Origin of the sequence: Psychrobacter glacincola (assembly GCF_965118485.1) — a bacterium.
Taxonomy (GTDB): domain Bacteria; phylum Pseudomonadota; class Gammaproteobacteria; order Pseudomonadales; family Moraxellaceae; genus Psychrobacter; species Psychrobacter glacincola_D.
The window spans coordinates 1-11,973 of the sequence record NZ_CBCPJH010000037.1 but is presented as its reverse complement, the minus strand read 5'-3'; the positions used below and the strand labels follow the sequence as shown (position 1 = coordinate 11,973).

At 39.9% G+C, this 11,973-nt stretch carries 9 protein-coding genes and 1 pseudogene; 8 read left to right on the top strand and 2 right to left on the bottom strand.

Translation table 11 applies throughout. From position 1 onward, the window contains the following. Nucleotides 1-44: 44 nt before the first annotated feature. The 4 genes from ACMHKH_RS12200 to ACMHKH_RS12185 all read left to right on the top strand — a co-directional run bounded on the left by ACMHKH_RS12200 (nucleotide 45) and on the right by ACMHKH_RS12185 (nucleotide 4,673). Nucleotides 45-1,067: an ornithine cyclodeaminase family protein gene (locus tag ACMHKH_RS12200; RefSeq protein WP_413520913.1), complete on the top strand. Its 1,023-nt coding sequence runs from the start codon at nucleotides 45-47 to the stop codon at nucleotides 1,065-1,067. A gap of 83 nt (nucleotides 1,068-1,150) precedes the next feature. Continuing rightward, on the top strand, nucleotides 1,151-2,404 hold the full coding sequence (locus tag ACMHKH_RS12195; protein ID WP_413520912.1) for an NAD(P)/FAD-dependent oxidoreductase: 1,254 nt from the start codon (nucleotides 1,151-1,153) through the stop codon (nucleotides 2,402-2,404). A gap of 74 nt (nucleotides 2,405-2,478) precedes the next feature. Next, nucleotides 2,479-3,366 carry a DMT family transporter gene (locus ACMHKH_RS12190; RefSeq protein WP_413520911.1) on the top strand — a complete coding sequence of 296 codons (888 nt, stop codon included), beginning with the start codon at nucleotides 2,479-2,481 and terminating at the stop codon, nucleotides 3,364-3,366. A 47-nt stretch (nucleotides 3,367-3,413) separates the two neighbouring features. Next, nucleotides 3,414-4,673 carry an NAD(P)/FAD-dependent oxidoreductase gene (locus tag ACMHKH_RS12185; RefSeq protein WP_413520910.1) on the top strand — a complete coding sequence of 420 codons (1,260 nt, stop codon included), beginning with the start codon at nucleotides 3,414-3,416 and terminating at the stop codon, nucleotides 4,671-4,673. Between the two features lie 51 nt (nucleotides 4,674-4,724). On the opposite strand, the pseudogene ACMHKH_RS12180 reads toward ACMHKH_RS12185, so the two are convergent. Further along, nucleotides 4,725-4,877: pseudogene (locus tag ACMHKH_RS12180) on the bottom strand (transposase); the annotation flags it as partial. A 193-nt stretch (nucleotides 4,878-5,070) separates the two neighbouring features. On the opposite strand from ACMHKH_RS12180, the gene ACMHKH_RS12175 reads away from it, so the two are divergent. Next, nucleotides 5,071-6,120 (top strand): HNH endonuclease, encoded by a 1,050-nt coding sequence (locus tag ACMHKH_RS12175; protein ID WP_413520909.1) that lies wholly within the window; start codon nucleotides 5,071-5,073, stop codon nucleotides 6,118-6,120. A 31-nt stretch (nucleotides 6,121-6,151) separates the two neighbouring features. Next, entirely contained in the window at nucleotides 6,152-6,778 is a 627-nt protein-coding gene (locus ACMHKH_RS12170) for a class I SAM-dependent methyltransferase (RefSeq protein WP_413520908.1), read from the top strand. A 167-nt stretch (nucleotides 6,779-6,945) separates the two neighbouring features. Here the strand turns inward: ACMHKH_RS12170 and ACMHKH_RS12165 are convergent, their stop codons facing one another. Beyond that, complete coding sequence (locus ACMHKH_RS12165) at nucleotides 6,946-7,746, bottom strand: alpha/beta fold hydrolase (RefSeq protein ID WP_413520907.1); 801 nt, start codon at nucleotides 7,744-7,746, stop codon at nucleotides 6,946-6,948. Between the two features lie 383 nt (nucleotides 7,747-8,129). Between ACMHKH_RS12165 and ACMHKH_RS12160 the strand changes: the two genes are divergently transcribed. Further along, nucleotides 8,130-11,648, top strand: a complete 3,519-nt coding sequence (locus ACMHKH_RS12160) for a TM0106 family RecB-like putative nuclease (RefSeq protein ID WP_413520906.1) — start codon at nucleotides 8,130-8,132, stop codon at nucleotides 11,646-11,648. Between the two features lie 13 nt (nucleotides 11,649-11,661). Then, a partial coding sequence (locus tag ACMHKH_RS12155; protein ID WP_413520905.1) for a hypothetical protein occupies nucleotides 11,662-11,973 on the top strand: 312 nt, incomplete at its 3' end.

The following is an 11,973-nucleotide window of genomic DNA, read 5'->3' as shown; positions in this document are numbered from 1 at the left end:
TCAAGGATTGATGCTAACACTCCTATAAATATTAAGAAATCACTATGAGAATTTTAGACAGCAAAACCGTGAAAGATCAACTGAATATGTCCATGGCTATTGAATCCATCGAGATGTTATTGAAGCTACAAGCGCAACATCCAGAGTGGGTTAAGTGCCCTGAACGCTTAGTAATTCCAACTTTTACAGCTAGTAATAAAAGTAGTGGCTCACACTTATCGATGCCTTCGGTATTGTTTGACGGTAATGAAGAGTTTGCTATCGTTAAACTGGTAACTATTTGCCCGGATAATCCACAGCGGAATCTTCCCACGACTACTGCTGTGGTGAGTGTTTCAAACAATGATACTGGTGAAATTCTTGCCTTTATGGATGGTGTTTACGTCACTCAAGTGCGTACGGCAGCGCTATCGGGTATCGCTAGCAAGTATCTAGCAAAGCCGGATAGTCAGCAAGTGACGGTAATAGGCTGTGGCGGGATGGCATATGAGCAGCTGAATGCTGTGCTTACGGTTTGTCCAAACATTAAAACGGTAGTACTTTGGAATCGAACTATTGAGGGTGCCAATACCTTTAAAACTCAATTCGCTGATCAGTATCCAGAATGGCCAGTGACCATCGAAGTCTGTGAAGATATTGGTACTGCTGTAAAAGATGCTGATGTCATTAACTTGGCAACTCGTGCAACCGAAGGGCTGTTTGAACTCAGTCAAATCAGATCCGACACGCATATTAATGCGGTAGGTGCTTATCAGCCTGAGATGAAGGAAGTCAGCGATTCTATCATTGAAGCCTGCTCGCACGTCTTTATCGACGACATTGAAGGTGGACTTCATGAAGCAGGCGATTTAATTCAGGCAGATGCTGCTGAGGATTGTGGCTGGACTTGGAAAGGCTTAACGGGTGATTTAGCTGACCTAGTTACGAAAAACATTACCATCGACCAAGATAAAAAAGGGGTAACACTGTTTAAGTCTGTTGGAGCCGCAAGCTTTGATGCTGCAGTCGCCCTAAAGATAGCTCAAAAAGCTAAAAAAGAAGGTTTAGGTCAGTTTGTTAAGTTATAAAGATTAGCTGTTAATTATTTTATTGATCTTATGAAAGACTACTTAAAATTAATCAAACTAACTTGTTATTTGAGAGTACGAATATGTGCTATGACGTGATTGTTATTGGTGCAGGTATAGTGGGAACCTCTATAGCCTGGCATCTGCAAAAGAACAACTCTCAAACTCTTTTGTTAGATAAGAAATCTCCAGGAGAGGAAACTTCATATGGTAATGCAGGTATTATCACAAGAGAAGCGGTAACTACTAAGCCGTTTCCTAGAAGTTTTAAAGAGGTTTTAAGGGTATTGCCTAATAACAGCACTGATATTCGATATCGTTGGTCTGCTATATATAGTCTTCAGCGCCCTTTATTACAATACTGGGTAAACTCAAGCCCAAAAAAGCTCGAAGAAATCGATAAAGAGTGGGCTACTTTAATTCAGAATTGCACGAACGAGCATAATCTTATGATTAAGGCTTCAGGCGCTGATAAGCTGGTCAGAAAAATAGGTTGGATTGAGCTTCATCGTAAACCAATTAGTTTTGAGAACGCTATTAGCAAAGCATTAAAAGCGTCTGTGCAAGGTGTAGAGTATCAGGTCCTATCACTCATAGAATTGAAAGAATTAGAGCCAAATGTAAACTTTACAGACTATGTCGGAGGTATACATTGGAAAAACTCATGGCAGATAAAAAACCCAAGCCAGCTTGTAAAAGCCTATGCCAAAAATTTTGAAAAAATGTCGGGGCAAATAAAGCAGGCTGATGTACAAAGCATCATACAGACAGAAGAGGGCTGGCAGGTTGTTACTGATAGCGATACTTACTTGTGTCAGAACTTAGTTATTGCTGTTGGTCCTTGGTCAACTGAACTCATTAAGCCATTAGGTTATAAGATTCCTCTATTTCCTATGCGTGGCTATCATCAGCATTTTAAAATTACCGAGAAGAACTCATTTTCCCATAGATTATTCGATGCTGATAAAGGTTTTGTCATGGGTGCAATGGATCAGGGCATTAGAATTACCACCGGTGCTGAAATGGCAATGCTAGAGGCTTCAAAAGACTTTAATCAACTGGAAACAGTGCTCACTTTTGCAAGAAAACTGCTACCGCTTGACGTTGCTGTGGAATCTGAAGCCTGGTGTGGTACTAGACCTTGTATGCCTGATATGAAGCCAGTTATTGGACCTGCATCAAAACACGATAGCTTATGGTTCGCTTTTGGCCATGGCCACCAAGGTCTTACCCTTGGACCAGTGACAGGACGTCTCATTGAAGAGATGATCAGTGGTAAGCCACTATTTATTGATGCACAGCCATTTAGTAGTGAACGCTTTACTTCTAATATTTAAGAGATGTAGGTCTTAAGCGGCATAAAGCAGATTTAGCTTTAGCAAAAGCTAACTATCTCACTAAGGTTTTTTATATGTTTCGAGCATATGCTGCGCTGGTCTTTCTTGGGGTTATTTGGGGGTCGAACTTCATTTTTATGAAATGGGCAACGGTCTTGATCACACCCTCTCAAACTGTATTTCTACGAGTGTTATTTGGATTTTTACCATTAGCATTAATCGCATGGCGCAGTAAGGTTATTACTCGCGAACAGCTACTATATTTACCACACTTTATAGCAATGTCGGTGCTAGCTACTTCATTCTACTATTATGGTTTTGTTGTAGGAACTTTGCTATTACCCACTAGTATCGCAGGGTTATTAAGTGGTTCAATTCCTATATTTACCCTTTTAGGTGCAGCGTTATTCTTACCAGAAGAAAGACCAACTAAGCAGATGGTGTTGGGGATTGTTTTAGGGTTTGCTGGTATTGTATTAACTGCACGACCTTGGCAAGGAGATACAGGTTTGTCTCTTACAGGTGTGTTATGGATGCTCGCTGGCTCTTTAAGTATTGGCGCGTCATTTGTATACACTCGTCGTTTCTTATCTCGTCTAAAGCTGCCACCACTAGCATTAGCGACTTGGCAGACCGGTATAGCCGTCATTACACTTTCGATATTAATCGATTTTGAGGGTATTACAGATTTAGCAAGGGATTCACAAGCATTGTGGGGAACGGTATTCGGACTTGGCATGTTAGGAACGGGTACCGCGTTTCTAATTTATTACTATATTATCGAGGCATTAGGCTCAGTACGTGCAGCTGTAGCGACCTATATTGCACTCGTTGTTGCCGTCGTTATTGGTGCAATAATAGGTGAGAATATTACGAGTTTGGAGGTTGTGGCCTTACTATTAATTATTGGTGGTGTACTGCTCATTCAAACTAGCAGGATAAGACAAAGCAATCCAATTTAGTTTTTAAACCACTTAATTTAAATGTATTTATTGTATTGAGAGCAGTTATGGACAAGCAAAACTTTGATATACATATTATTGGTGGTGGCGTCATTGGACTAACCACAGCGGTCACTCTACAAGCGCGTGGGGTAAAAGTCGTCTTGCTCGAAGCTGATGAGATATGTAAAGGCACCTCATCAGGCAATGCTGGACACCTAGCGACCGAGCAAGTCTTTCCTGTGGCTGATGCCAGCATGCTACGCCACATCCCAGCGATGCTACTTAACCCAACTGGACCGCTACGCTTGGATTGGCGCTATCTGCCTCGTCTAATGCCGTGGGCGCTGCAATTGCTGCTTAATATGCGTACCGAACCTTTTGATCGTATCCATAAAGCAATATTGAACCTAAATCAAAGCAGTCTTGAGGCATGGCAAGGTTTCGCCACTCAGTTTCATTTAAGGCAATGGGTGCACACCAGCGGTTCATTATTAACTATAGAGCAACCTACTAGTTTAAAAACACTAACTGATTATGGCAAGCGTCTTAATGAGGTAGGAGTGACCAACCGCCTACTTAACAGAGAAGAGATAGCCGAGTATGAGCCAGCTTTAGACAACAGTAAACTTGACGCACTATATTTCTCCGAAACGGGACACTTTACTAACCTGCAAGCCATCTATAGTAGTCTTGCGACTACTTTTAGGCAACTTGGTGGTCATATTATCGAGCACTGCCGTGTCTTTGAAGCCATGCCAAGTGAGGACGGTGTTCAGCTAAAGACCGAGCAAGGCGATATGTTTGCTTCTAAAGTTGTGCTATCAGCAGGGGCTTATTCAAAAGCTTTAGCTAAGCAACTTACCGGTGTCAAAGTGCCCTTAGATACTGAGCGCGGTTATCATTTAATGCTGCCACATGAAGGCAAGCGCTTAAACATGTCAGTATCAAGTTTGGATAGACATTTCATTATGACACCGATGGAAGGCGGTCTACGTCTAGCGGGCACAGTAGAGTACGCAGGTCTTGATGCACCGCCTAATATGCAGCGCGCGCACAAACTATTGCAACATGCCCAGCCGATGCTAAAGACGCCGTTGAATACGGATGATAGTGTACCGTGGATGGGCTTTCGTCCAACGACGGTGGACTCACTGCCTGTAATCGATAGAATTGGACGGATATTTTTAAACTTTGGTCATCATCATCTAGGGCTAACCCAATCAGTCGTAAGCTCACGGATGATTGCTGAGTACTATTTTGAAGAGCCCCATGCTATTGATCCAGCGGCTTATAAGTTAGATCGTTTTAAAAAGAGAGCTCGTTGATTTATCATAGTTAGAGAACAGTATAAACTTAAGCACTTTACATTATTATAATTTAAGCTTGCTTTGATGGGCTTTATTGTGCCAGTTAGATAGCGTTTGCATCGCAATGCCAAGCTGCTTTGCAGTAGCTGAGATATTGCTATTATTGTCCGCTATCTTCTTAACGGCTTCGGCTTTAAATTCTGTGGTAATCATCACAACCATAAGACACTTATCAAATAGAATTAAGCTGCCTGACTCAAGTAAAAATGTTTCCGATATACTCCGGATGGTTACCGTTCAATTTAATTTTGAGTAAGATGAGTAGCTTTACAAGATTCTATAAAGTGCCAGTCACCATGCCTATGAAGGCTTTGCAAAATTATATTATGCTGATAGATCTTAAAGGATACTCATAGTGCCAACAGCAGACTTTCAGCTTAACTTCCTAAGACGTATTCAGTGGCTGCTTGAGTCTAGCTCTTACACGTCTACTTATAAATTTGCCTTATTAATGGCAACGGTTAACCTGGCCATAGAGTCTGGAGTTAGTGACGACAGAAAGTGCCGTATTTCTTATCAGCAGTTAGCAGAGCAGTTTATTCAGTTCTATTGGATACAAGCTTTACCATTCTCGGATCAAAGTAGTGACTCTGTACTCAGACAAAGCAGTACAAAAGGTCAGGCTAGTGTCATTAATAGCATTCTAAGCCTGCAGAATAATACTAAGACAACCAGTCTAACCATAGCTCGCACACAAAATATCAAACTCTGGCAATCAACTATCAAAGATATTGCCTCAACAATCAAAAAGTATCCTGCAAAATATCTGCAAAGTGCAGAAGACAAAGTTAGCCGTGAGTTCTTATATATTTATGACTCAAAATCAAACGTGATAACTTTAAAGCCTGGCATTGCATATTGCTTCACGCGCTTTAGTAGAATAATTAACAAACTCTGCCAGCAATACTGGACTGAGTTTGTGCGTAAAAACCATCATAATCAACCGTACTTTAGCAATGATGTCGACCTGCAACAATTTCTATTTCATCAATCAAGACAAAGCTTAAAGGTCTTAGAGTCCATATTAATTGATACTCAACAAGGGCAGTGCTTCTATTGTCATAAAAATTTAAAAAACAATATTGAAGTCGATCACTTTATTCCTTGGTCAAAATATCCTATTGATACGACTCATAACTTTGTACTCACTGATCATAGCTGCAACAACAGTAAACGTGATTATCTTGCTGAAGAACTGTTTTATGAAAAATGGTTAGAGCGCAATCAACAACACGGCCATACGATTGAACAGGAAGCAAAAACCATAGGCTTTATAACCAACCAGCAACGCTCAGAGACGATTAGCCAGTGGGCTTATCAAATAGCGGTAGAACATGAGGATTTGGTCTGGTCGCCTGATTCAAGTATAAGGTTGCGGCCAATTAATCTTGATTTACTGCTATAGCTTCGAGCCTGATAAATAGATATGTCACCTTATGACCAATCAAGTCTCTAAAAGCACTCTTAATTATTACGATGACAATGCCGTTGAATTTGCCATTCAAACGGTAAGCATAGATATGCATAATTTATACGAGCTATTTCTTAATCAGCTCCCTCAAAGAGACACGCAGTATATTTTAGATGTGGGCTGTGGCTCAGGTAGGGATGCAAATTACTTTGCTAAACAGGGTTATGACGTAACAGCGATAGATGCCAGCGCCGAGTTAATTCATTGGGCTCAGCAACATCATATGTCGAACAGAATCAGTTGGGTTCACTTAGATTTTAGCAGTATTGAAAAGCAGGCTTGGGAAAATAAGTTCACTGGCATTTGGGCTTGCGCCTCATTGCTACACGTACCTTTTCTCGAGCTACCTTTCGTTATAGAGTCATTATTAGAAACCTTGACTGATAAAGGCGTGATGTACTTATCCTTTAAACATGGAGAAGGGGAGCTAGTAGATAATGAGCGCTTCTTTTGTGATATGAATGAAGTACGCTGGAAAACTATTGTTTTTAAAATACCGCAAATGATTGAATACGATATCTGGTTGTCGGCCGATAAAAGATCTGGTATTAAAAATAATTGGTTTAATATTACAATTAAGAAAACAATTTAATCTGAAACGAATTAGTTAGTCAAACCATCAAGCTACTGATCATCAAGCGGTAAAAGCTGATTGATCCATGAGTTGAGAATCAAAATATGATAAGAAATATAAATTACTCCTTATCATTATTTTATAGATCCACATTCACTTAATCGAAATCCTAGAAAAAGATAAAGCTATCGATGTTCTGAAATAAAATTAGAAATATATTCATTGACGATTTCTGGTTGCTCAAGTGCCACCGAATGCCTCGCTTTTGGAACCACAAACATCTGACTATCCGCTACAGTTTGAGCAATATTCTCTGACAGTGGTACTTCATACGCATGATCCTGCTCACCTGCTAATACCAGCATAGGTACTTTACAACCCTTAAGCTCATCTAACACGCCTGTACGATAGATAACACCGTGAGCGCTGCGTGTAATATCTGGCCCCAGTTTCAGCATATGATCACGCCAGTACTCGCGCTCACTTGCACGTGAGGCGTCTGCCAAATAGTCATCACCAAACATAATATACATGAGCGTATCGATAAATGGCTCGGTGCCCTGCGCTTCTACACCATCAATGAGAGGAGAGAAATCAGCTAACTTGAATTCAAGCTGGCCACTAGAGCCAAGTACAATATAACCTTTCAGCAAATCTGGACGGCGAGCGGCTAGGCGTAGCGCAATAAATCCTCCCATAGAGTTACCTGCAAAGAAGCACGGTGCTAGGTTGAGTGCCTCAATCAATGCTATCGCATCATCAGTATGCGTATCCATATCGACGCTTTTTAAATCTGATCGAGTACTTTGTCCTTGGTCTCGAAGATCATAGCTCACAACTCGAATAGCTTTAGAGAAACATTCTATTTGATGAGCGAACATTTTTTGATCAAAAAATAAGGAATGACACATCACTAATACTTGTGAGTCTTTCGGACCTTGATCATCATAGAAAAGTGTAGTTCCATTAACGTTAATATTTGGCATACCTCTCATCCTTGTAGTAAACACTTTTAATTCAAATAGATATAGTCATGTGAACTTATTGATGGTAGCGCTAATTTACTTAAAGAGATGATAGGTTTATAGCATCGAGCATTGTTTTTCCAATCAATTTATGTCGAACAAAACTTAGTTACTTTATGTGTTGATAAATGTAAGATAGGTGAATAATATTGTTACAGGTTAGTTGCTATTAAAATAATTATCCATAAATTATTTTTTACATAAATGATGATCAGTAAAGATATTAATACGAATTAAAGAATAAATTCTGCTGATACCTAGATAGATAATTATTACCTTTTATTCGATAGAGAGACGATTATTTAAGAGAAGGTTTTAATAGAGTTATAAATATTAGGCAAATAATGTATAAAAAAGAGGGTATGTTTTACTCACCATCAGATCTAACCAAATACATGGAAAGTCCTTTTGCGTCATGGATGGATAGATTGGTTCAAGAGTATCTAAAGTTAGCGCCTGAACCAGATCCTAGCGACGAGCTCATGTTAATGTTGCAACAGAGGGGTTATGAGCATGAAGATAAACTAGAGACGCAGTTCATAGCTGAAGGAAAGGCCTTAGTCAAAATTGAGGGCATTACCAAGAACGAAAGATATACCAAAACTTTAGCGGCAATGAAGCAAGGTGCTGAAGTCATTGTACAAGCGAGATTAGAGCTTAATGAGTTTGCTGGCTACGCTGATTTTTTGGTGAAAGTGGAGCACAAGTCAGATCAACCCTTAAGTAATCTCGGAGATTGGCATTATGAGGTGTGGGACACTAAGCTTGCTAGTCACGTCAAGCCGACATTTATAATACAACTGTGTTGCTACGCTCAAATGCTTGAGGCCATTCAAGGCTGCTTGCCTCAAAATATTACCGTTGCTCTTGGCAATGGTGAAAAGCAAATACTCAAGACTCATGATTTTTATTACTACTATCTATCTCTTAAAAATACTTTTTTGGATGAGCACTCTCGCTTTCATCCCGATCAAAAACCAGATCCTGCTGACTCAAAAAGCTGGGGTAATTGGAGTAGCTATGCCGAACAGATTCTGCTTGATAAGGATCATTTATTTCAAGTAGCTAACATTACCAAAGCACAAATTAAAAAGCTCAACCAAGTGGGCGTTTATACTATGAAGGAGCTTGCAGAGTTAACTCTGTTATTAGTACCCGGTATCCATTCTACATCTCTCACTAAAATTAAAGCTCAAGCTGCTATACAAATCAAAACCCATTTAAAAAATCAAATCTCAGATGAGCCTGATAGTAGTGATAAACCAGAGTTTGAAATATTGACTCACATACAGGATGAGAAAAAAGGTTTAGCACTATTACCGCCACATTCTGCACTGGACGTATTCTTCGACATTGAAGGATTTCCACTTGATGAGGGTGGTTTAGAGTATTTATGGGGCAATAGCTATTTTGATGAACAGGGTAATCGTCAATTTAAAGACTTCTGGGCTCACAACCATGAACAAGAAAAACACTGTTTTGAGGCGTTTATCCACTGGGTATATGATAGATGGCAACAAGACCCGAGTATGCACATTTACCACTATGCCAATTATGAAATTGCCGCCTGTCGAAAGCTTATGGGTCGCTATGGCGTCTGTGAGTATGAAGTTGACCAACTCTTAAGAAATGAAGTGTTTGTAGACTTGTATAAAGTGGTGAAGGGCGGTTTAGGATTAGGTGCCCCTAAATACTCTATCAAAAATGTAGAGCGTCTATATCGAAGCAAGCGTAACACTGAGGTAGGCAATGGCGGTGATTCTATTGTGGTTTATGATCACTGGCGACAGTTACTTGAGCAAGGCCTAGAAGGGGATACTTGGCAAACCTCGAAGATTCTAAATGATATTCGAGACTACAATATTGATGATTGTGATTCTACGCAAGAGCTGGTGGTATGGCTAAGAGAACAGCAGCTGATACATAATATTGATTATCTTGGTAAAACTGAAGTCATTGAGCCAGCAGTCTCCGAAGAAGTGACCATGGTTACCGCATTGCGTGATCGTCTATTGGCACAAGCCAAAACGGAGTCGCTTGATAACCCTAAACAGGGACAACTAACTGAAAATTTAGCATGGATGTTAGAGTTTCATCGACGAGAGTCTAAACCCTTGTTTTGGAAGCTCTTTGATCGCCTCGGTTCAGATGAGATGGAGCTTTTTAGCGACCTAGACTGTCTTGCTCTTTGTGAGCGCACGGATAGAGCGCCCTTTAAGTCTCAACCCAAAGCTAGAAACTTAAGCTATGAGTATAGCTTCGATGTCGAGCAAGAATTTAAAGGCGCTGCGAAAAGCTTCTATTTGCTTGGAGTTGAAAAATTAGATGGCAAAAATGCTACGGTTAGTTTTGTTGCCGATGAGAGTGATTTAGATAAGGGTTTAATCGTAGTTAAAGCTAAAGACGAACCACCAATCACAATATCACTTATTCCAGACGATTACATTAGAACGGATATTATCTCAGAAGCAATTTTTAGAACGGTTACTGAGTATGAACAAGGGTTATTTAGACAACAACAATCTGCCGTTATAGACTTTTTAACAGGTGCAAAGCCAAGAATATCAAACCATACAGGCGGTGATATTGTCGATAGTGATGAACCTAATGCACGCTTAGAGCAAATCATCACGGCGATTGTTAATCTAGATAATAGCTACTTAGCTATACAGGGCCCTCCTGGCGCTGGCAAGACTTTCACTGGTAAACATGTCATCGCTCATCTGCTTAAATTAGGCGCAAAAATAGGCATCTCAAGTAACAGCCATAAAGCGATCAACAATCTATTATTGAGTACTGCCAAGTATTGCAAACTTCAAAACATAAAAGCAGCTTTTATTTGTACACAAGATACTGATGATGAGCTTGCAGATTTTGACGTAAATATCTCAAGCAATAGTAAGTTGATCAGTCAGATACAATCAGCCTGTGTTATCGGAACAACTGCTTGGGGTTTTGCGCGAGAAGATATGACTAAGCAGCTCGACTATTTATTTATTGATGAAGCCGGTCAGGTTTCAACGGCAAATTTGGTAGCTATGAGTCGCAGTGCTAAAAATTTAATATTAATGGGTGATCAGATGCAGTTAGGTCAGCCTTCACAAGGCACCCATCCTGCTCAAAGTGGGTTATCTATATTAGATTACCTACTTCATAAAACACCGACGATACCTGCAGATAGAGGTGTGTTTTTAGATACGACTTATCGTATGCACAGCAAAGTAAATACTGTTATCAGTCAGCTGATTTATGAAGGTAAACTCAAATCACACTTTGACAATGATAAGCGAATTCTTCAGACAGTAAATAGAGCTAATCAAAATACTGATCAGCAAACTCTAGAAGCGTATTTAAACTCTGAAGCAGGTATTATCTTTATCCCTGTAGAGCATGAAGGTAATACTCAAGCTTCTGATGAAGAGGTGATAGTGATTAAGCAACTAGCCGAATCGCTATTAGGGCGTCTATTACATACTGGTGCGACTAAAGATACTGGAGAGCCAGAAACTCGCCCAATTACATGGGATGATATGTTGTTTGTCGCTCCCTACAATCATCAAGTTAGTAAGCTAAAAATAGCTTTAGGCAAACAAGTCAAGATTGGTAGTGTTGATAGGTTTCAAGGTCAAGAAGCGCCTATTATATTTTTAAGTATGTGTAGTAGTGATGCTAGTGAATCGCCTCGCGGCATTGATTTCTTGCTGGATAAAAACCGCATTAATGTCGCGATCTCTAGAGCACAAACCTTAGCTGTCGTAGTGGCAAATTCTAATCTTGGTAATATGTCCGTCAATAATGTTGAGCAGTTAAAAAAAGTGAATCTATTTAATGCAATGAGTCTCATGAACGACAGGATCGTCTAATTCATAAGCTAAGATGGCGAACAATTCAAGAAATACGATTAACTTGAATTTTAAATTTTACGATAAAAATACAGGAGTCATGCCTATGATAGCTAATGCTGTGCAGAGAGGTAGTAGTGTTTACCTGTATGATGAAACAGGCCAAGATTTGCCAGTTTCAATTTTTACTAGAGGGGGTAGGTTAGTAGGGTTTACTGCTTCTACAGTGAGCATTCAAAACGGTACTCTTATTTATACTTACGATGATCGGGGTGATATCGTAGGCACTCCAATTTCTACTGCCTCCCAAGGGACTATTCAGTCTGATTCAACGAATGATAGCCAA

Coding starts and splice junctions, on each gene's coding strand:
- ACMHKH_RS12200 (WP_413520913.1), top strand. CDS start 45: ATGAGAATTTTAGACAGCAAAACCGTGAAAGATCAACTGAATATGTCC.
- ACMHKH_RS12195 (WP_413520912.1), top strand. CDS start 1,151: ATGTGCTATGACGTGATTGTTATTGGTGCAGGTATAGTGGGAACCTCT.
- ACMHKH_RS12190 (WP_413520911.1), top strand. CDS start 2,479: ATGTTTCGAGCATATGCTGCGCTGGTCTTTCTTGGGGTTATTTGGGGG.
- ACMHKH_RS12185 (WP_413520910.1), top strand. CDS start 3,414: ATGGACAAGCAAAACTTTGATATACATATTATTGGTGGTGGCGTCATT.
- ACMHKH_RS12170 (WP_413520908.1), top strand. CDS start 6,152: ATGACCAATCAAGTCTCTAAAAGCACTCTTAATTATTACGATGACAAT.
- ACMHKH_RS12165 (WP_413520907.1), bottom strand. CDS start 7,746: ATGCCAAATATTAACGTTAATGGAACTACACTTTTCTATGATGATCAA.
- ACMHKH_RS12160 (WP_413520906.1), top strand. CDS start 8,130: ATGTATAAAAAAGAGGGTATGTTTTACTCACCATCAGATCTAACCAAA.